The sequence below is a fragment of the Ensifer sp. D2-11 genome, from assembly GCF_054161295.1.
On sequence record NZ_CP096435.1, the window covers coordinates 139,007 to 158,380 of the forward strand.

General features: G+C 61.2%; 17 protein-coding genes and 1 pseudogene. 13 read left to right on the plus strand and 5 right to left on the minus strand.

Translation table 11 applies throughout. From position 1 onward, the window contains the following. Positions 1-37: 37 nt before the first annotated feature. Entirely contained in the window at positions 38-676 is a 639-nt protein-coding gene (locus tag M1D34_RS26265) for a TetR/AcrR family transcriptional regulator (RefSeq protein ID WP_498786229.1), read from the minus strand. A 129-nt stretch (positions 677-805) separates the two neighbouring features. On the opposite strand from M1D34_RS26265, the gene M1D34_RS26270 reads away from it, so the two are divergent. The 5 genes and pseudogenes from M1D34_RS26270 to M1D34_RS26290 all read left to right on the plus strand — a co-directional run bounded on the left by M1D34_RS26270 (position 806) and on the right by M1D34_RS26290 (position 5,143). After that, positions 806-2,272 (plus strand): MFS transporter, encoded by a 1,467-nt coding sequence (locus M1D34_RS26270; protein ID WP_498785473.1) that lies wholly within the window; start codon positions 806-808, stop codon positions 2,270-2,272. 194 nt (positions 2,273-2,466) lie between these two features. Beyond that, the gene (locus M1D34_RS26275; RefSeq protein WP_498785475.1) at positions 2,467-3,459 is read left to right on the plus strand and encodes a PQQ-dependent sugar dehydrogenase; all 993 of its coding nucleotides are present in this window, start codon (positions 2,467-2,469) and stop codon (positions 3,457-3,459) included. Positions 3,460-3,469: 10 nt separating this feature from the next. Further along, positions 3,470-3,542, plus strand: a pseudogene (locus tag M1D34_RS26280) (hypothetical protein); the annotation flags it as partial. A 407-nt stretch (positions 3,543-3,949) separates the two neighbouring features. Continuing rightward, complete coding sequence (rnk, locus tag M1D34_RS26285; RefSeq protein WP_498785476.1) at positions 3,950-4,372, plus strand: nucleoside diphosphate kinase regulator; 423 nt, start codon at positions 3,950-3,952, stop codon at positions 4,370-4,372. A gap of 249 nt (positions 4,373-4,621) precedes the next feature. Next, complete coding sequence (locus M1D34_RS26290) at positions 4,622-5,143, plus strand: GreA/GreB family elongation factor (RefSeq protein ID WP_498785478.1); 522 nt, start codon at positions 4,622-4,624, stop codon at positions 5,141-5,143. 73 nt (positions 5,144-5,216) lie between these two features. Here the strand turns inward: M1D34_RS26290 and otsA are convergent, their stop codons facing one another. The 4 genes from otsA to denD all read right to left on the minus strand — a co-directional run bounded on the left by otsA (position 5,217) and on the right by denD (position 10,677). Beyond that, positions 5,217-6,608: an alpha,alpha-trehalose-phosphate synthase (UDP-forming) gene (gene otsA / locus M1D34_RS26295; RefSeq protein ID WP_498785480.1), complete on the minus strand. Its 1,392-nt coding sequence runs from the start codon at positions 6,606-6,608 to the stop codon at positions 5,217-5,219. Positions 6,609-7,031: 423 nt separating this feature from the next. Then, positions 7,032-8,810 (minus strand): IlvD/Edd family dehydratase, encoded by a 1,779-nt coding sequence (locus M1D34_RS26300; protein WP_498785482.1) that lies wholly within the window; start codon positions 8,808-8,810, stop codon positions 7,032-7,034. An 8-nt stretch (positions 8,811-8,818) separates the two neighbouring features. Beyond that, the gene (locus M1D34_RS26305; RefSeq protein ID WP_498785484.1) at positions 8,819-9,697 is read right to left on the minus strand and encodes an NAD(P)-dependent oxidoreductase; all 879 of its coding nucleotides are present in this window, start codon (positions 9,695-9,697) and stop codon (positions 8,819-8,821) included. Next, entirely contained in the window at positions 9,694-10,677 is a 984-nt protein-coding gene (denD, locus tag M1D34_RS26310) for a D-erythronate dehydrogenase (RefSeq protein WP_498785486.1), read from the minus strand. The genes M1D34_RS26305 and denD overlap by 4 nt, the downstream gene beginning before the upstream one ends. 196 nt (positions 10,678-10,873) lie before the next feature. On the opposite strand from denD, the gene M1D34_RS26315 reads away from it, so the two are divergent. The 8 genes from M1D34_RS26315 to M1D34_RS26350 all read left to right on the plus strand — a co-directional run bounded on the left by M1D34_RS26315 (position 10,874) and on the right by M1D34_RS26350 (position 19,319). Next, the gene (locus M1D34_RS26315; RefSeq protein ID WP_498785488.1) at positions 10,874-12,319 is read left to right on the plus strand and encodes an FAD-binding oxidoreductase; all 1,446 of its coding nucleotides are present in this window, start codon (positions 10,874-10,876) and stop codon (positions 12,317-12,319) included. 14 nt (positions 12,320-12,333) lie between these two features. Next, positions 12,334-13,059 carry a FadR/GntR family transcriptional regulator gene (locus tag M1D34_RS26320; RefSeq protein WP_498785490.1) on the plus strand — a complete coding sequence of 242 codons (726 nt, stop codon included), beginning with the start codon at positions 12,334-12,336 and terminating at the stop codon, positions 13,057-13,059. A 154-nt stretch (positions 13,060-13,213) separates the two neighbouring features. Then, positions 13,214-14,392 (plus strand): fumarylacetoacetate hydrolase family protein, encoded by a 1,179-nt coding sequence (locus M1D34_RS26325; protein ID WP_498785492.1) that lies wholly within the window; start codon positions 13,214-13,216, stop codon positions 14,390-14,392. Positions 14,393-14,410: 18 nt separating this feature from the next. Beyond that, entirely contained in the window at positions 14,411-14,944 is a 534-nt protein-coding gene (locus tag M1D34_RS26330) for a TRAP transporter small permease (RefSeq protein ID WP_498785494.1), read from the plus strand. After that, positions 14,944-16,221, plus strand: coding sequence for a TRAP transporter large permease (locus M1D34_RS26335; RefSeq protein WP_027992490.1), 1,278 nt, complete (start codon positions 14,944-14,946; stop codon positions 16,219-16,221). Before M1D34_RS26330 ends, M1D34_RS26335 begins: the two co-directional genes overlap by 1 nt. A 139-nt stretch (positions 16,222-16,360) precedes the next feature. Next, positions 16,361-17,365, plus strand: a complete 1,005-nt coding sequence (locus M1D34_RS26340) for a TRAP transporter substrate-binding protein (RefSeq protein WP_498785496.1) — start codon at positions 16,361-16,363, stop codon at positions 17,363-17,365. Positions 17,366-17,529: 164 nt separating this feature from the next. Then, complete coding sequence (locus M1D34_RS26345; protein ID WP_498785498.1) at positions 17,530-18,210, plus strand: DUF2161 domain-containing phosphodiesterase; 681 nt, start codon at positions 17,530-17,532, stop codon at positions 18,208-18,210. 131 nt (positions 18,211-18,341) lie between these two features. Beyond that, the gene (locus M1D34_RS26350; RefSeq protein ID WP_498786231.1) at positions 18,342-19,319 is read left to right on the plus strand and encodes a 3'-5' exonuclease; all 978 of its coding nucleotides are present in this window, start codon (positions 18,342-18,344) and stop codon (positions 19,317-19,319) included. Positions 19,320-19,374: the final 55 nt, after the last annotated feature.

Here is a 19,374-nt window from a genome sequence, read left to right on the forward strand (position 1 = left end):
CGTCCGATAAGACGCGCGGCGCTGTAGATGTGAGTGTTCAACACGTTGCCGATGCGGTCCCACAACGATGACTTCTGTCGATCATCGCGACAATGGTCTCGAAAAGCTCATCTTGCGCCTGCTCAGCCGTGATCTCTCCCGTTAAGGCGGCATCCGACAGGGCGTTAGCAGCGCCGAGCATGGCCCAGAAGCCCGCCGGTTCGATGCCTCGCCGCCCCACGAAAGCCGCCAGTGCCCTTCGGCACTTCTCGATGAAAGCCAGTTGATAGTCTCTCTTTACCATCTCCAACTCGGGGGAGCCCGCAAGGGCTGCGAGCACGCCGGGCATTTCCCGGCCCTGCGCGAGCACACAGTCGACGTATGAGGTTGCGATGACCCTGGCTCGATCTTCGAGGGTCGGGCCGCTCGCCTCGAGTGCGGCGTCGATCATCTCCGTCTGCCGCGCGTCAAAATCCCGATAGAGGTCTATCAGCAGCCCATTGCGCGTGCCGAAATGGTCATAGACCACCGGCTTGGCGACAGCAGCTCCTTGCGAGAGCCTCGGCAGCGTCAGGGCATCCGATCCTTCTTCCCGCACAAGCTGCCACGCCACGTCAAGCAGCTGGCGCCGCCGCTGCTCGCGACTGAGACGGACACGCTTGGCGGGAGGCTGCATCTTTCTAGACCTGCTTGACATCGCTATGTACCAAAAGTAACTTACCTGAAGTATATAGTAGCTATCCTTCAATCGCAACCATCCGCCGGCCTTCCCGCGGTCGGCCGAAACGGCACGCCTTGGCATGCCGTTCGCAGAGGATTTGTATCCATGACCGATACTTCACTTCCACGCTCCGTCGATCGAACCGCATGGCTGGGCCTCGTCGCCATTTTACCCCTGGTCCTGCTTGTGGCCATGGACGGGTCGATCCTTTATCTCGCTATGCCGCATGTCAATTCGGCCCTCATGCCGACCGCTGATCAGGCGCTCTGGATCCTGGATATTTACGGTTTCGTGGTCGGATCCCTGCTGATCGTTTTCGGAAATATCGGCGACCGCTACGGCCGACTAAAACTCATCATGACCGGCGCGGCGGTCTTTGGCGCAGGGTCGCTCGGCGCGGCCTATTCGCAAACGCCCGAGCAGCTGATCGCCTCACGTGCCCTGATGGGGCTGGGTGGCGCAACATTGCTGCCTTCCGGCCTGGCCATCGTCAGCGCCTTGTTCCCCGATCCGCGACTGCGCGCTCAGGCTATCGGCATCTTTGCGGCCACTTTCGCAGCCGGTTTTGCGATCGGGCCGCTCATTGGCGGCATGCTGCTGCGGCAGTTCGAATGGGGCGCCGTGTTTCTCATCAATGTCCCCGTCGTCATCGGCTTCATGATCGGCGCACCGATCCTGTTGCGGGAGGTGCGCTCTACCGTCGGCGGCAGCATCGACCTGGCGAGCCTCGTGCTGTCCTTTGCCGGCATCCTGCTGTTCACCTATTCGCTCAAGAATGCGGCCGCCTATGGCTTCACCCCAACACAAATCGTCGCCGGAGCCACCGGCATATCGGCGCTGGCGCTATTCGTCCGCAGACAGACGAGACTCGAATATCCGCTGCTCGACCTCGGTCTTTTCCGCGAACGCATCTTCTCTATCGCTATTCTGACCGGCCTTCTGTCGCTGGTCGTATGGTCTGCTGCCGGCTATCTGTCGGGCGTCTACCTGCAATCGGTGCTGGGCATCGATGTCTTCACCGCCGCGCTGTTGACACTGCCGGGTGCAATCGTGCTGACGGCAACTTGCGTGGCCACTGCCCGCATCGTGGAACGGATCGGTCGGAAGACCGCACTCGTGGCAACGCATCTGCTGATCAGCGCCGGCGTCTTCCTGCTGCTGTTCACGACGACCGAGACAGGCATTGCGGTCTTCATCGCCTCGACCATGATCGCCGGCGTCGGATATGGACTGTCCTTCAGCCTCGTAGCCGATATCGCGGTTTCGGCGGTTCCTGCGAACCGGGCGGGTGCGGCGGGTTCAATAGCAGAGACCAGCAACGAACTGGGCAACGCACTCGGCATTTCCGTGCTCGGATCGTTGGCCACGCTAAACTTCCGGCTATTCGGCCCCGGTGTAGCAGGGACGCTCGACGAAACGCTCGATCAGCCCGGACTTGCACATCAAAGCCTGATTCAGGCACAAGAAGCGTTCCTCACCGGCATGCATGTCGCGATCGGCACGGGCGGTCTCCTGACGCTCGCAGTCGGGATGGTGGCGTGGGTCTGGCTGCCGAGCAAGTTGCCGGAATGATATTCCCCGACGCGGCGCATGAAGGTCCCGTCAGCGCTCCAGACGCCTCCTACCACCGAGCTGACTTGCCATTCGCCTTTCATAACGGATAGAGGAGATCACTTCGCCGTGAGGCTCGGGCGCCGGCTTGAAACAGGACTACGCCGCTCCAAATCTGCTCCAACGCAATTCAGCGTGCACTCGGAGGGGTAGCGATGGGCGCCTCATTCCCGAAGGCCGGTTTTCTCGCGCTCGTCTCGGTCGTGGCGCTCGCCTTCGGCGTGCCCCTCTATGCGGCGCGGGGGGAACTGCTCGCCCGCGTGCCGGCCGCACGCGAGATGGCGGTTTGCGGCGACACATTGTTCGTCGGAACCAAGGGCTCCTCGGTTTATGCCGTGTCCTTGCCCGGCGGCCGCGCCCGGCGGGCCGCCTCAGGATTTTCCAATGCAAACGGCGTCGCCTGCTCACGCGGTCGACTGTTCGTGGCTTCAAGAAGCAGCATAACAGCGTTCGAAATCGGCCGCGGCGGTACTTTGAGCGGCAGACGCGACCTCCGGCAAGACCTGCCGAATTCGGGGGCCCATAGTTTTCGTTATATCGCCGTCGGCCCGGATTCCCGGCTTTATGTCTCATTGGGATCACCCTGCAACATTTGCGTTCCCCGCGGGTTGCAGGGCACGATCGTCAGCATGAACCAGGACGGGTCCGACCTTCGCAGAGTGGCTTGGGGTGTGCGCAACTCGGTCGGCTTCGACTGGCGCGGCGGCAGAATGTTCTTTACGGACAACGGCGCCGACAGGATGGGAGACGATGTCCCGCCCGACGAGTTGAACGCGCTCCGGCCGGGCGGCTTTTACGGCTTCCCCTATTTCGGGGGCGAGGTGCCGCTCACAGGGTTCGAAGACGCGACGCCGCCCGCGCGCCAAATTCGCCCTGTCTTCAATTTTCAGGCGCATGTCGCAGCGCTTGGGATTCATTTCTTCCGCAGCCTGGGCGGTGATGCTCTGGTGGCCCAGCACGGCAGTTGGAACAGGTCGGTACCGGTCGGCTATCAGGTCGTGCGAGTTCGCTTCCGTGGCGGCCGCCCGGTCTCGGCGACCACTTTCCTCCGAAACGTCGGTCGTCCGGTGGACGTCAAGGAGGCGCCCGACGGGTCCATCCTCGTATCCGACGACGCCGGCGGCGCGATTCACATCTTCAGGCGATGACGTCCTCTAGGAGGCGGGTGTACTGTTCGCCCCTGGGAAGGCCGCGAATGCAGGGGGAGTTTCCACCTCCGCTTTCGAGATGTGGGCCCCCGGGAGACTATGTTCCCGGAGCCAACAGAGCGGGCTCGTGAGGGTCGCCGAGGCGAGGATGCCCTCGGTGTGGTCTGAGCGCTCAGGGGGCGGTGAAGGCCGTTTGAGATGCGTGCCGCGGGTGCTTTCGCATTTGCGGCACTGACCCCGGCGGCTTGACTTCCCCGATACCGCGGGCGATCATGCAGCCATGTTGACCAACCGCAACATATATCCGCTTAACGCTCTGGGGATCCGCCTGATCGCAGGATCGTAACCCGGGTCCGGCCTCGTCGCCCGCCGGATCCTGGGTGAACGCGTTCAGCACAAAATTCTCGCTGACATGCGCGACAATCTTCCCGAATATTTCAACTGCATGCGCGCGGAAATCCCGTGCCTGTTCCGGAGGTATTGCGAACAGATGTCCAGCATCATGGTCTCGTCGAATCTGCCCCTGCCGTTCATTGGAGCGACGGACTACCGTCTGCTCAGCCGCCTGGCCTATCAGGCCTTGTCGAGGGACTTCGACATCGCCGCTGAATTGATCGAAAAGCTGGAGCGCCCTTGCGTTCTTCCAGACGACCAGATGCCGCCCGACGTCGTCAAAATAGGGTCTATCGTCACTTGCGAGGGCGAGGACGGCCCCCGCCGGACCTTCTCTCTCGTCTACCCCGATGACGTCGATGCCGAGAAGGGAAGGATTTCTGTCCTCACGCCGGTGGGAGTGGCGCTCCTGGGTCTCCGATCCGGACAGGCGGTCGAGTGGTTCTCTCGAGATGGGCAGAGAAACCATCTGGCGGTCGTTCGGGTCGAGGACGACGTGAAGGACGAACTGGCCCTTTGAGGCTTCGCCGACACCCAGACACTCTCCGCCGAGGACCCCATGCATTTGCTCGATAGCAGAAAGCGGAAACCCAGAGGAGGTCGCCTCACCGCAGGCTCATAGCCCTGTGCCGAACCGCTCGCGGTCGGCGCAGGGAGTTCCTGTCTCGTCAGCACGAACAAAGGCCGGCTGCGATGCTTGCGGCCATTCGTGCCCCATACTTGCTCGGGAGGGCAGGTCCATGACCCGACGGAAGCTGGAGAGATGCACATGTCGAGAGAAGCTTTCTGCCTACTGACTGCAGGAGACCTCAACATCCTGATGTCTATGCTGGACGAAACCGGCCACACGGAATCGTTCACGATTCTACTGCGCGAGAAGTTGAACTATGCCAGCGTGTTTTTCCGCGAAGACATACCTGAGAATATCGTCACGCTGGACACGCAGGTGACCTACACCGTCAACGGCGTGCGCGCCGGACCACATTTGCTGGTCCGCAACGCAGCGGATAATTGTGCCAATTCCGCCATCTCCGTTCGGACGGTGCGCGGTTTGGCGCTGCTTGGGCTGGCCGTCGGCGAGAGGACCGAAATCCTCGGAGAGGACGGCTGGCCTGAAACCCTCGCCGTCGAGCGCATCGTCTTTCAAACCGAGTCAGAGGCTCGCCTGAAACAGACGAGCACCGAACCCGTGCGACTGATCGACCACGTTCCGCAAGTGGTCAATTTCCGGCCGCGGCCCCGGAAAGCGGCCATTCCACATGATGATGATCCAGGTCCCAGTGCCGCATGATCTGGCAGGCAGCCGGTAATGGTGCACAGGCGTACCGCTTTTTTGAAGGTCCAAAGATGTAGAGAGCAGCGATCTAACCCGACGGATCCGGTGATGTCGTCAGATCATTGAGAAAATCCCGGCACCAGCGCGAAACGTCGTGTTCCAGCAAGTGATCCATCATCGTCTTCCAGCGATCCTTCCGCTCTTCCAGCGGCATGCTGAGTGCGCGCGCCATAGCGTTTGCGGTACCCTCAATGTCGTAGGGGTTGACGAGCAGGGCACCTCTCAGATCGCGGGCGGCTCCGGCGAAACGCGAAAGCACGAGCACGCCTGGATCGTCCGGGTCCTGCGCGGCCACATATTCCTTTGCAACCAAGTTCATCCCGTCTCGAAGCGGCGTCACGAGGCCGACTTTGCCAAGCCGGTAAAGCCCTGCAAGAATATGCCGGCCCACGGAACGGTTGATATAGCGTATCGGCACCCAATCGACTGCGCCGAGCGCGCCGTTCACCCTGCCGGCCTGTTCGGCCACGGTGCGCTGCATGGCTTCGTATTCCGGCACTTCGGAGCGCGACTTCGGCGTGATCTGCAGATAGGTGACACGCCCCTGCTGGGCCGGATTGGCCAGAATGAAGCGCTCGAACGCATCGATGCGCTGCGTGATCCCTTTTGAATAATCGAGGCGATCGACACCGATGATCAGGCTGCGGTGCTCGATGCTTTCACGCGCTTTCCTGACGGTCTTGTTGGACAATGCCTTTTTGGCGAATTCGGCAAAGGCCGCAGTCTCGATGCCGATTGCATAAATGCCGCCCTTAAACACGCGGCCATAAGCGCTGAAACGGCCTCCACCAAGTTCATCGCCGATGCCTTCCCGCCGGAGGCAGCCGGCGAAGTTTTCAAGATCATGATCGGTCTGGAACCCAACGACATCGTAGTGCGACAGGCCGCGCATGATCTCCTCGTGAACCGGCATCGTGAAGAGCACGTCGGCAGGCGGCCAGGGAATGTGGAGAAAGAAGCCGATCCGATTCTTCAAACCCATTTGGCGCAGTTCCGCGGCGAGAGGGATCAAGTGGTAGTCATGCACCCAGATCACGTCATCGGGCCTGACGAGCGGCGCCAGCCGATGGGCGAAGAAGCGGTTGACGCGGAAATACCCGGCCATCTCCTTGCGACCGTATTCGGCAAGATCAAGCCGGTAGTGGCAGATCGGCCAAAGGACCCGGTTGGCGAAGCCGTGGTAGTATTCTCCTACGTCGGTATCGGTCAGGTCGGTAAGCGCATAGGTGATATTGCCTTGCTGCAACTGAGCAAGCGGCTGCGGCTCGTGCTCTCCGCTTGATTGTCCCGACCAGCCCATCCAGATGCCGCCATGCTCTTCAAGGGCGACTTTCAGCGCGACCGCCAGCCCACCGGCAGGCGTAATGCCGCCCTTGTCAGGAACGGGTACGCGATTGGAAACAATGACGAGACGGCTCATGCCGAATTCCTTTCATTCAAGAGAATATATACTTGGCGCTCAAACGTTCAGGAGGGGGAACGCGTTTCCGAGGCAGACGATCCCGGCGACGCGAAAATCGCCGAGAGGGTGCAACTCGCGCGTGGAGCGGCGACGGCCGCTCTGGTGTCGAAGCCGTTTCAAGCCCTTATGATTCGAAGGGCGTGGCGGACTAAATAAATGACGGGTTTCTAGGCGGTGCACGATGATTTCCGCGCCGACGCACTTTCATGCCCGGGCCGACTTCTGGCTTCGAGCTATCCGCTGAATAGAAAAGGGCGGCCGGAGCCGCCCTTCCATCATCAGGGATTTAGAAGCTACGAACGCTTCCTGGGAATTGCGCTAGAGCATTGATCCAACGCACTTCCGGACGGAAAACCGTTACACACTTTTCCTGGAAGTGCTCTAGTGATTGTGGCGGGGCATATTCTTGGCGATCTGCCGGAAGTCTGCTGCGCCTTCGAGCACCGCGCCGTCGGAAAGCTGGGTGACGGACTTGCGGTAGATACGCTGCCAGGGCGTCGCATCGGCCGGCACGGCGGGAATGCCGTCCGCCTTGCGTCTTTCGATATCTTCGTCGGAAACCAGCATGTCGCAGCGCCCAAGGTTGAAGTCGATGCGGATCACATCACCGCTCCGCAGCCAGGCGAGACCGCCGCCGGCCGCACTCTCCGGCGAGGCGTTCAAGATGGAGGGACTGTCGGCCGTGCCGGATTGACGTCCGTCACCGATGGTGGGCAGGCTCCTGATGCCGCGTTTCAAGAGGTGATCCGGCGGCTGCATGTTCACGACTTCCGCCGACCCTGGCCAGCCGAGGGGGCCGGCGCCGCGGATCACAAGGATGGTGTTCTCATCGATCTCGAGTTCAGGGTCGTTGATGCGCTTGTGGTAGTCCTCCGAGCCATCGAAGACCACGGCCTTGCCCTCGAAAACGCCCTCGCGGCCCGGCTCCTGAAGGTAGCGCTTCCTGAAATCGTCGGAGACGACACTCATCTTCATGATGGCGAAGTCGAAGAGATTGCCCTTCAAGACCAGGAAGCCTGCCTTTTCCTTGAGGGGCTGGTTGAAGGGGCGAATAACCTCTCGGTCCGTGGATTCGCGCCCAACGAGGTTCTCGGCCATGGTTTTTCCCGTGACGGTGCCACAGTCGCCGTCGAGCTTTCCAGCCTTCAGGAGCTCCCACATGATGGCAGGTGTGCCGCCGGCGCGGTGATAGCGTTCGCCGAGATAGGCACCCGCCGGCTGGATGTTGGCGAGCAGCGGGATATCGAAGCCATGTACCTGCCAGTCGTCCGGATAAAGCTCGACGCCGGCATGCTTCGCCATGGCCGCAAGATGTGGCTGGGCATTGGTCGATCCGCCGATCGCCGAGTTGACGCGGATGGCATTGAGAAAGGCTTCCCGGGTCAGGATGTCAGAGGGTTTCAGGTCCTCGAAGACGAGTTCCACGGCGCGGCGTCCGGTACGATAGGCCATCTGCCCACGCTCGCGATAGGCAGCGGGGATAGCGCCGCAGCCGGTGAGCGACATGCCGAGCGCTTCGGCCATCGCGTTCATTGTCGAAGCCGTGCCCATCGTGTTGCAATGGCCGACGGAGGGAGCCGAATCGAGTGCTGCCTGCATGAACTCCTCGCGGTCGATCTCGCCCGCCGCGAGCTTGCGGCGCATGCGCCAGATCACCGTGCCGGAGCCGACGAGATCGCCTTCGTGCCAGCCGTCGAGCATGGGGCCGCCGGAGAGCACGATCGCCGGGATGTCGACCGTCGAGGCCGCCATCAGGGCGGACGGAGTGGTCTTGTCGCAGCCGGTGGTCAGCACCACGCCATCCAGCGGATAGCCGTAGAGAATTTCCACGAGGCCGAGATAGGCGAGGTTGCGATCGAGGGCGGCCGTCGGGCGCTTGCAGTTTTCGAAAATCGGATGCGTCGGGAACTCGATCGGAATCCCCCCGGCATCGCGGATGCCGTCGCGCACGCGCTTGGCCAGATCCATGTGCACCCGATTGCAGGGGGTGAGATCGCTGCCGCTTTGGGCAATGCCGATGATGGGCTTGCCGCAACGCAATTCCTCCGGCGTCACGCCGTAGTTCATGAAGCGCTCCAGATAAAGCGCCGTCAGATCGATATGGTCCGGATTGTCGAACCAGTCCTGTGAGCGCAGGCGGCGCTGGCGTTTGTCAGTCATGGCGGGACCTAACCTTGGTTGAGCTTTTCGAGATGCAGAAGCAGTCCGCTGTGGTCTTGTTCGCCGCCGCCGGACTCGACGAAATCGGCAAATTCCTGCCGCACTTGCCTGGTCAGGGGAAGCTCGAGGGAGAGTTCATCCGCCATGGCCATCACGGCGTTCAGGTCCTTCAGCTGGTTGTTCGAAGCGCCGCCCGGCACGAAGTTGCGCTCCACCATACGGGCGCCGTGCAATTCGAGGATCCGGCTTTCGGCGAAGCCGCCGCGGATCGCGTCCCGAAAGGCCGCGCGCGAGGCACCGCCGGCTTCCACGAGGATCATGGCTTCGGCCACCGCGCCGATTGTGACGGCGACGATCTGTTGGTTGGCGAGCTTGCAGACCTGGCCGGCACCGCTGGGGCCAACATGCGTCACCCTACCGAGCACCGCAAAAACGTCCTTCAGGCTTTCGACCGCACCGCCGTCGCCGCCGGCCATGATGGCCAGCGTACCGGCGGCCGCGCCTACCACACCGCCTGACACCGGTGCGTCGAGGTGACGGATGCCCTTTTCCGCCAACCTGCGCGCATGTTCGCGGGCGATCTGCGGGGCTATGGAGCTGCAATCCACGACGATCGTACCTTCCGCCAGGCCATCGGCGACGCCGCGCTCGAACAGGACCTCGGATACGGCCTGGCCATTTGTCAGCATGGTAAAGACCACCGCTGCGCCGGCAACGGCATCGGCCGGCGAGGCAGCGACTTCAGCACCATTGGCAGCCAGCGGCTCGGTTTTGGCGGCGTCACGGTTCCACACCGTAACAGGAAAACCGGCACCGAGCAGGCGCCGCGCCATCGGTGCCCCCATCAAACCCGTGCCGAGAAACGCAATCTTCGTCTTCCCGCTCACAGCTTGCCTCCCAGTTCATCATCGATGTGCACGCGGATGATCTCGTCGAAGCTCTTTTCGGCAGTGAACCCAAGTTCAGTGGCGCGTTTGGCCTCGAAGCCCGGCGCCCAGCCAGCGACCATCTTCATGATCATCTCGTCGGGTTCGCGGCGGATGAGCTCCACGGCCTTTTCGCCGGCAACGCGGCGCAGCGCTTCGATCTGCTCGCCCACGGTTGCACTGAGACCCGGCATGGAAAGATTGCGCCGCGGGCCGACCTTTTCAAGGTCGATGGTCGCGCCATGGATGAGGAAACCGACCGCCGAACGCGGCGAGGTGTGCCAGTGGCGGACATCCTCCGAAACAGGCAGCACGGCTTCCTGGCCGACCAGCGGCTCGCGCAGGATATTGGAGAAGAAGCCGGAAGCCGCCTTGTTGGGCTTGCCGGGGCGGATGCAGATCGTCGGCAAGCGGATGCCGATGCCATCGAAGAAGCCGCGGCGGCTGTAGTCGGAGAGCAGCAGCTCGCAGATCGCTTTCTGGGTGCCGTAGCTCGTAAGCGGAGTAAGATGATAATCGTCCGGGATGGGGAAGGGGAGCGGCGCTCCGACCACGGCGATCGACGAGGTGAAGACAAGGCGAGGCTTGTAGCCGTCCTGATCGTGAGCAAGGCGGATCGCATCGAAGAGATAGCGCGTGCCGTCGAGATTGATCCGGTAGCCCTTGTCGAAATCGAGCTCGGCTTCACCCGAAACGATTGCCGCCAAATGGAAAATGACATCCGGGCGCCCCTCGACGAGCTTCTCGGCTTCGCCGGAAGCGGAAAGGTCGCCCTCGCGTGCAACGACCGTTCCGGCAAAACCCTGCGGTCTCTCCGGCGTCACAACGTCCACGAGCGTCAGTTTCTCCACCGGCTTTCCGCCGAGAGCACCGTCCTTGACGAGGCGCTGCGTGAGCTTGCGGCCGACCATGCCGGCAGCGCCGATGATCAGGATATGCATGAATGTCTCCTCCTTGAGTGAGGCCGCATGCGATCAGGTCTTCATGCGGATCGAAAATTTGTCTTGTACGGTTGTCTGATAACCTTATATGCTCCGATTGAAAACAGGATAGTGGCGGTTCGAGCAAAAGATTCTCGGTCGCGTGCAGGCACATGGCGGGCGCTTTGGCAGAGACGGGCGAGGAGGGGCAAGGAGCATGACGAGCGCAAAGACGATAGAGGATGCGATGGGCCCTGCGGAACTGCGCCTGGCGCTACGTCAGATCCTCGGTGAAGATATCGTGCTGAGCGAAACGGAGGAAATGCTGCGTTACTGCCGCGACTGGCATGGCGACGTAACCAGCGGCACCGTGGCGGTGATTCGCCCGCGCTCGACGGAGCAGGTGGCGGCGGCCGTGAAAGCCTGCAGGGAGCTTGGGCTTTCGATCGTGCCGCAGGGCGGCAATACCGGCCTCGTGCTTGGCGCGATCCCCGATGCTCCGGAGAAGCAGGTCGTGCTTTCTCTCTCCCGCATGAACCGCATCCGCAAGATCGATGCGGCCGATTTTTCGGCGGTTGTCGAGTCCGGCTGTATCCTGTCCGAGCTCAAGGACGCGATTGCGGAGATGGGCATGTTCTTTCCGCTTGCGCTCGGCGCGCAGGGAAGCTGCCAGATCGGGGGGAATGTTTCGACGAATGCCGGCGGCGTCAACGTGCTCCGCTACGGCATGACCCGCGAACTGGTGCTGGGACTTGAAGTCGTTCTCCCGGACGGCAGCATCCTCGAAGGCCTGTCGACGTTGAGAAAGGACAATCGCGGTATCGACCTGAAGCAGCTCTTCATCGGTGCGGAAGGCACGCTCGGCATCATCACAGCCGTCTCCATCAAGCTGACGCCCTATCCGGATCACGTAGCCACGGCGCTGCTCGGGCTCGCCTCCCTGGAAGATGCCATCAAGCTCTATCGCCGGGCCCGTCGGGATTGCTGCGATCTGATGTCCGCCTTTGAATTCATGCCGCCGCTCGCCTTCACCCTGGCGCAGGAGGCGATGCCCGATCTGCCGATCCCGATCTCGGCGGAATATCCGGCCTATGTGCTGATGGAGATTTCCGGTTCCGGCCTCGTCGATGTCGACGATCTGATGCAGCGCTTCCTCGAAGGTGTGATGGAGGAAGGGCTGGTCCTCGACGGAACGATCGCCGCCTCGCAGACTCAGGCGCGCAACCTTTGGCTGATCCGCGAAGGCATGAACGAAGGCCAGGCGAAGCGCGGGACCCATATGCGCACCGATATCTCCGTGCCGCTCTCCCAACTGGCATCTTTCGTCGAGGAGGCGGAAAAGGCGGTCTCCGAGGCGCTTCCGGGAGCCGTCAGCGTTTCCTATGGCCATGTCGGCGACGGCAATGTGCATCTCAACGTCCTGCCGCCGGCCGGCAGTACGCCCGAGGAGCGGATCCAATTGATCTACAAGGCCAAGACGGTCGTGAACGAGGTGCTCGATCGCTATACCGGAAGCATCAGCGCCGAGCACGGTATCGGGCGCTTGAAGCGACCGGATTTCGACGCCAGGCTGCCGGAGACCCGCCGAAAGCTGTTGACGGCGCTCAAGCATGCCGTTGACCCCGAGATGATCATGAATCCTGGTTGTCAACTGAGATTCTAAAAGGGAGAGCAATCTTGGCGGCAATGGATTTCGGCCAGATCAGCAGGAGCGAGCATTTGCCCGCGCGCATCGCGGCGAAGATCGGCAGGGAGATCACCGAAGGACGTATCGCACCCGGAGAGAAACTGCCGACTGAGCATCTGCTCGCCACGACCTTCGGTGTCAGCCGCTCGGTGGTACGGGAGGCTATAGCTCAATTGCGCAATGAAGGCCTGGTGGAAACCCGCCAGGGCGTCGGCGCCTTCGCCACGGAAATCGAGCGTCGGCAATCGCTTCGGATAGAGCAGGGAGACCTCGCTAATCGGGGAAGTTTCCGTGATCTCTTTCAGCTCCGTATTCCGCTTGAGGTGGAGGCGGCTCGTCTTGCGGCGATCCATCATACACCGGAGGAATTGGGCAAGATCGACGAGGCGTTGCAGCAGATGACCGGCGCGGAAAAATGGACGGAGCAGGGGATCGTTGCCGACCTCGCTTTTCATCGCGCGATTGCGGCGGCCACCCATAACGAATATTTCCTGCTTTTCATCGGATTCATCGCGGAGCGGATCAGCTTGGCGATCAATGCGGCACGCGCCGCTGCGATACTGGAGGAGATCGTTGAAGTCACGATTGCCGAACATGTCTCCATCCGGGATGGCGTGGCGGCGCGAGATCCGGTCAAGGCCGAGGAGGCGATGCGCCATCATCTGAACGGGGCGGCCGCCCGCCTGGACCTGACGATTGAAAGGTTCTCGTCCTGACGGCTCCAGGCCGGCTGGCGCAGCCCGGGAGGTCCTGGTGGCGTATCAGACTTTACTTACCGACGGCCTAGACATGGTCAAAAAGTCATACTAGAAGCAGGTCATCTCGTTGTCAGACATCCTGACAATAGGGCCGTACCTTCCGAGGTACGAGATGAGTGGAGGATTTCTGGTGAGCTTCGAACAGGCGCTGAGCGCCGAATTTATCCAGCCCGCGGACGCATCCAGCGCGATGCTCGTCGGGCGCGTCTGGTCCAAAACCGCCGGCGGACCTTGCCCGGTCCTGATTTCGGAGGGAGAGGTCTTCGACCTGACCCCGCTCGCGGCAACGATTTCCGCGCTTCTTGAGATCGACGGCCTAGTCGACGCTTTGCGCGACCCGTCGCGCTTTGCAAGCCTCGGCTCTCTCGATGCATTCCTCCGTGGCGAGGCGGGCGATCTTCTGGCCCCTGCCGATCTGCAGGCCGTCAAGGCGGCTGGCGTCACCTTTGCGGACAGCATGCTGGAGCGCGTGATCGAGGAGCAGGCCAAGGGCGATCCGCTGCGCGCGCAGGAAATTCGCGGCCGGCTGGCCCCCGTTCTCGGCGACAATCTCAAAGGACTCGTAGCCGGTTCCGACAAGGCCGCCGAGGTCAAGAAACTGCTCCAGGAGCTCGGCCTTTGGTCGCAGTACCTCGAAGTGGGTATCGGTCCCGATGCTGAAATCTTCACCAAGGCGCAGCCCATGTCTTCGGTCGGTTGTGGTGCCTATATCGGCATCCATCCCAAGTCCGACTGGAACAATCCGGAGCCGGAAGTGGTGCTGGCCGTCACGTCGAAGGGCAAGATCGTCGGTGCGACGCTCGGCAACGACGTCAATCTTCGGGACTTCGAAGGCCGCTCCGCACTGCTTCTCAGCAAGGCGAAGGACAATAATGCGTCCTGCTCAATCGGCCCGTTCATCCGGCTCTTCGACGGTGCTTTCACGATCGAGGACGTGAAACAGGCGGAAGTCTCGCTCGTCGTTGACGGCAAAGAAGGTTTCAAGATGACCGGCGTCAGCCCGATGTCGGCAATCAGCCGCAGTCCAGAAGATCTCGTTTCGCAGCTTCTCAACGACAACCACCAGTATCCGGATGGCGTGGTCTTCTTCCTCGGAACGATGTTTGCGCCAGTGAAGGATCGTCGAGGTACCGGGCTCGGTTTCACGCATGAAATCGGAGACCGGGTCGAGATATCGACGCCGCGCCTCGGACGCCTCGTAAATTGGGTCGATCATAGCGACCGCTGCCCGAAATGGAGCTTCGGCCTTGGCGCTCTGATGAAGAATCTTGCCGAACGCGGGCTCTTGTAGGCGAAACGGGAGGGATAGATGCAAAAAGCGATCGATACTTTCTACAAACTGCTCGAGCTGCTCTTGATCGTGCTGCTCGCAGGTATGGCCGTGATGGTGTTCCTGAACGTCGTGCTGCGCTATGGCTTCAACTCCGGCATCAACGTCTCGGACGAGATGTCGCGGTATTTCTTCGTGTGGCTCACCTTCATCGGTGCGGTCGTCACCTTCCGCGATAATTCCCATGTCGGCGTCGAGACCTTGGTCTCGCTGTTCGGCCGCAAGGGCCGCATCATCTGCATGATCCTTTCCAATATCGTCGTCATCGCCGTTTCCGCGATCTTCTTCTGGGGCACCTGGAAGCAGTCGCCGATCAACGCCTCGATGGCCGCCCCGGTTACCGGCATTTCGATGCTGTGGGTATACGGGATCGGGTTCTTCACCGGAGCGGGCGTCGTCCTGATCGCGCTCGAGCGCCTTTTCCGCTTGCTGACGGGGCGCGTCACGGAAGAAGAAATCGCCGCCTTCGCCGGTGAAAACATGTCTCTCGAGCAGCTGGCGGAGCGCACTTAATGACCCTTGTCGTCTTCATTGTTTCGCTGCTCGGCGCCATGGCAATCGGCGTGCCGGTTGCCTTCTCACTGATGTTCTGTGGCGTCATGCTCATGTGGTACATGGGCATGTTCAATACCCAGATCATTGCTCAGAACATGATCGCGGGCGCCGATACCTTTACGCTGCTCGCCATCCCGTTCTTCATTCTCGCCGGTGAATTGATGAACGCCGGCGGATTGTCGCGTCGCATCATCGATTTCGCAATCGCCTGTGTTGGTCATATACGCGGCGGCCTCGGCATCGTTGCCATCATGGCGGCCGTGATCATGGCAAGTATCTCGGGTTCGGCGGCAGCCGACACCGCGGCACTTGCGGCAATCCTGATCCCGATGATGGCGAAGGCCGGTTACAACGTTCCCCGGTCCGCCGGCCTGATCGCTGCAGGTGGTGTCATCGCCCCCGTCATCCCCCCATCTATGGCCTTCATCGTGTTCGGGGTGGCGGCGAACGTCTCGATTACGCAGCTCTTCATGGCAGGCATCGTGCCCGGTCTCATCATGGGCATCGCCCTTGTCGCCACGTGGCTGCTGGTCGTTCGCAAGGATGATATCCAGCCGCTTCCACGCACGCCGATGAAAGAGCGGCTCCGCGCCACCGGGCGGGCGCTTTGGGCTCTTGGCATGCCGGTCATCATCCTCGGCGGCATCAAGGCCGGCGTCGTGACGCCGACCGAAGCTGCCGTGGTCGCCGCAGTCTACGCCCTCTTCGTCGGCATGGTCATTTATCGAGAACTCAAGCCCCGTGACCTGCCGGGTGTCATACTCCAGGCGGCGAAGACCACCGCTGTGATCATGTTCCTCGTTTGCGCTGCGCTCGTTTCCTCGTGGCTGATAACTGCAGCGAACATTCCAGCGGAAATCACCGGCTTCATCTCTCCGCTGATCGACCGCCCGACGCTTCTGATGTTCGTCATCATGCTGGTCGTGTTGGTGGTGGGCACCGCACTCGACCTTACGCCCACGATCCTGATCCTGACGCCGGTGCTCATGCCGATCATCAAGCAGGCCGGAATCGATCCTGTCTATTTCGGCGTCCTGTTCATCATGAATACCTGCATAGGGCTGCTGACCCCACCTGTCGGCGTCGTATTGAACGTCGTCAGCGGCGTCGGCCGGGTTCCGCTTGGGAAGGTAATTGTCGGCGTGACTCCATTCCTGGTGGCCCAGATACTCGTGCTTTTGCTTCTGGTCCTGTTCCCGGACATCGTCATCGTGCCCGCACGCTGGCTCCACTAGAGCGTTTCAATGCTTCGCTGAAACACCGAAACGCTCCAACTTTTGAAACCACGCACTTCCGGACGGAAAATCGTTACACACTTTTCCTGGAAGGGCTTTAAACCGCAACCCTCACCAACAATCCAAGGGAGGATACCCCGTGAGAAAACTGCTTCTTGCCACGACTGCCATCGCTTTCGGTCTTTCGGCCGCCGCGCCGGCTTTCGCCGAGTTCAACGACCGCAACATCCGCGTGTCGAACGGCATCAACGAAGACCATCCGGTCGGTAACGGCATCAAGGCGATGCAGGCCTGTCTCGATCAGAAATCGGGTGGCAAGCTGAAGCTCACCGCTTTCTGGGGCGGCGCGCTCGGCGGCGATCTTCAGGCAACGCAGGCCCTGCGCTCGGGCGTACAGGAGGCCGTCGTCACGTCGTCCTCGCCGCTCGTCGGCATCATCCCGGCACTCGGCGTATTCGACTTGCCGTTCCTCTTCGCCAACGCTCAGGAGGCCTACACGGTGCTTGATGGCGATTTCGGCGACATGATGAACGAGAAGCTGGAGGCTGCCGGCCTGGTCAACCTCGCCTATTGGGAAAACGGCTTCCGCAACCTGTCGAACTCGGTTCGCCCGGTCACCAAGTGGGAAGACTTCGAAGGAATGAAGGTTCGCGTTATGCAGAACAACATCTTCCTCGACACCTTCCAGAACCTCGGCGCCAACGCCACTCCGATGGCCTTCGGCGAAGTCTTCTCGGCGCTTGAGACCAAGGCGATCGACGCGCAGGAAAACCCCTATGTGACGATCGATACCTCGAAGTTCTTCGAAGTGCAGAAGTACGTGACCGAGACGAACCACGCTTACACGCCCTTCCTCTTCCTGTTCTCGAAGCCGATCTTCGACAGCTATACGCCGGAAGAGCAGGCAGCACTGCGTGAATGCGCCGTCGTCGGTCGCGACGAAGAGCGCAAGGTGATCCAGGACCTCAACAAGAAATCGCTGGAAAAGATCAAGGAAGCTGGTCTCGAAGTGAACACCTTGTCGCCTGAAGAACAGGCTCGCATCCGCGAGAAGTCCATGATCGTCTATGAAAAGCACAAGGCTGCTATCGGTGCCGACGTGGTAGACGCTATCCTCACCAAGCTGGAAGAGATCCGCAAGTAAACAAAAGAACTGGCTACGTCACGGAATGTGGCCTTGCTCTGTGCCTCCCAGGAAACCCGCGGCCGATCGGCCGCGGGTTTTTATCCATTAGGCAGGATGATTGTCCCATACGGGCGGATCGAGATAGTTTACGGAGCGATTCTTCGCTTAAAATCTGCAGGCATATGGAAACGGCGCTTTATCTCCCCGTCAAAGGCTTTCTCGAGAAGGCAGGCTACGTCGTCAAGGGCGAGGTTGACGGCTGCGATCTCGTCGGCCTGAGCGACGACGATCCGCCCGTGGTCGTGATCTGCGAACTGAAGCTGCGCTTCAATCTGGAGCTCATACTGCAGGCCATCGATCGCGCCGCTGTCGCGGACGAGGTCTGGATCGCGGCGCGAGTCTCGGCCAAGGGAAAGGGTCGCGAGGCCGACAAACGCTACCGCGATCTCTGTCGCAGGCTGGGGATCGGCATGCTCGGCATTTCCGATTCCGGCGACGTCAGCGTGATCGTCGGCTCCGTATCGCCGATGCCGCGAACCAATCCGAAACGGCGTTCGAAGCTCATGCGCGAACACCAGAGGCGACGCGGGGATCCGGCAGTCGGCGGGAGTACACGCGCGCCTGTCATGACCGCGTACCGCCAGCAGGCGCTCGGCTGTGCGCTGGCGCTGGCATCGGGTCCGCTGCGCGTGCGTGAAATCAGATCCAGCGTACCGGATGCCGGGAAGATACTGCTCGCGAACGTCTATGGCTGGTTTGAACGGCTGGATAGAGGCGTCTACGGCTTGACGGAGGCTGGGCGGGAAGCCCTGCAGCGATGGCCGCAACAGGACATGCAGACAAAAACGGCAGTCCTGGCCTGATTTTTGCCGACGCGATGGAAATAGCGGCATGTGGGGTACTTCATCGCATTATCGGTGGGTATGAGCATGGGGGTGGTGTTCATAGGGCAACCGGCGTTTTAGAGTTCGAGCACCTTAACGATGGGGATCTGATGACCACTCAGCTCGACATGTTTGCCCGAGATGTGCGACCAGCAGCCGCGAGAGCCGAGCGAAGCCGGGCCCGGCGGCAGGCATCGACATCCTTCTCCGAAACCGAGATGCTTGCCGCATTGAAGGCGACGGGTCGCTACAGGATCTTGCGAAAGCTTGAAGCTCGCACGGTCGCATCCGAGGTGAGGCCCGGCTTTCCCCTGAGGGGCGTCATCCTCGACACTGAGACAACCGGGCTCGATGCCCGTAAATGCGAGATCATCGAGATCGGGCTTGTCTCGTTCACCTACAACGAGGAGGGTGAGATCGGCGATGTGGTCGCTGTTTATGGCGGTTTGCAGCAGCCAACCATTGCCATTCCACCGGACATCACCCGGTTGACGGGTATCACCGATGCCATGGTCGCCGGCCAGTCAATCGATATTGCTGCAGTCCAAGCAATCGTTGGGCCTGCGGATCTCATCATCGCCCACAATGCCGGCTTCGATCGGCCGTTTTGCGAGGCGTTTTCGGATGTGTTTGTCCGCAAGGCCTGGGCATGCTCGGTCTCCGAAATCGATTGGAGTGGCCGAGGCTTTGAAGGCACGAAGCTCGGCTATCTGGTCGGTCAGAGCGGATATTTCCATGACGGGCATCGGGCTGTAGATGACTGCTTTGCTCTCCTTGAGGTCCTGGAACAGTCGAGTGATGGCGCCACGCTGCCGCCGTTTGCCGAGCTTTACAAAGTGAGCCAGCGCTCACGGGTAAGGATTTTCGCGGAAAATGCGCCGTTCGACCTGAAGGATGTGCTGAAGGCTCGCGGGTACCGCTGGTCTGACGGCAGCGACGGCCGCCCAAAATCGTGGTGGAGGGAGGTCGCCGAGGAGGAGTTCGAGGCTGAACTCGGCTTCCTTCGGAAGGAGATCTATCGCTGGGACGAGGCAGATCCTCCGACGCAGCGGCTAACGGCTTTCGACAGATACAGAGCGCGAAGATAGTTCGCCATCGCGGTCCAGCGTGCCCAGTCCATTCGGTGGGGCGGAGGCCATTCGG

Bases quoted from the DNA above. Each gene is read 5' to 3' on its own strand.
- M1D34_RS26335 (WP_027992490.1), top strand. From the start codon at position 14,944: ATGACCCTTGTCGTCTTCATTGTTTCGCTGCTCGGCGCCATGGCAATC.
- M1D34_RS26325 (WP_498785492.1), top strand. From the start codon at position 13,214: ATGAGTGGAGGATTTCTGGTGAGCTTCGAACAGGCGCTGAGCGCCGAA.
- M1D34_RS26330 (WP_498785494.1), top strand. From the start codon at position 14,411: ATGCAAAAAGCGATCGATACTTTCTACAAACTGCTCGAGCTGCTCTTG.
- denD (WP_498785486.1), bottom strand. From the start codon at position 10,677: ATGCATATCCTGATCATCGGCGCTGCCGGCATGGTCGGCCGCAAGCTC.
- M1D34_RS26265 (WP_498786229.1), bottom strand. From the start codon at position 676: ATGTCAAGCAGGTCTAGAAAGATGCAGCCTCCCGCCAAGCGTGTCCGT.
- M1D34_RS26345 (WP_498785498.1), top strand. From the start codon at position 17,530: ATGGAAACGGCGCTTTATCTCCCCGTCAAAGGCTTTCTCGAGAAGGCA.
- M1D34_RS26300 (WP_498785482.1), bottom strand. From the start codon at position 8,810: ATGACTGACAAACGCCAGCGCCGCCTGCGCTCACAGGACTGGTTCGAC.
- M1D34_RS26315 (WP_498785488.1), top strand. From the start codon at position 10,874: ATGACGAGCGCAAAGACGATAGAGGATGCGATGGGCCCTGCGGAACTG.
- M1D34_RS26270 (WP_498785473.1), top strand. From the start codon at position 806: ATGACCGATACTTCACTTCCACGCTCCGTCGATCGAACCGCATGGCTG.
- M1D34_RS26290 (WP_498785478.1), top strand. From the start codon at position 4,622: ATGTCGAGAGAAGCTTTCTGCCTACTGACTGCAGGAGACCTCAACATC.
- M1D34_RS26350 (WP_498786231.1), top strand. From the start codon at position 18,342: ATGACCACTCAGCTCGACATGTTTGCCCGAGATGTGCGACCAGCAGCC.
- otsA (WP_498785480.1), bottom strand. From the start codon at position 6,608: ATGAGCCGTCTCGTCATTGTTTCCAATCGCGTACCCGTTCCTGACAAG.
- M1D34_RS26275 (WP_498785475.1), top strand. From the start codon at position 2,467: ATGGGCGCCTCATTCCCGAAGGCCGGTTTTCTCGCGCTCGTCTCGGTC.
- rnk (WP_498785476.1), top strand. From the start codon at position 3,950: ATGTCCAGCATCATGGTCTCGTCGAATCTGCCCCTGCCGTTCATTGGA.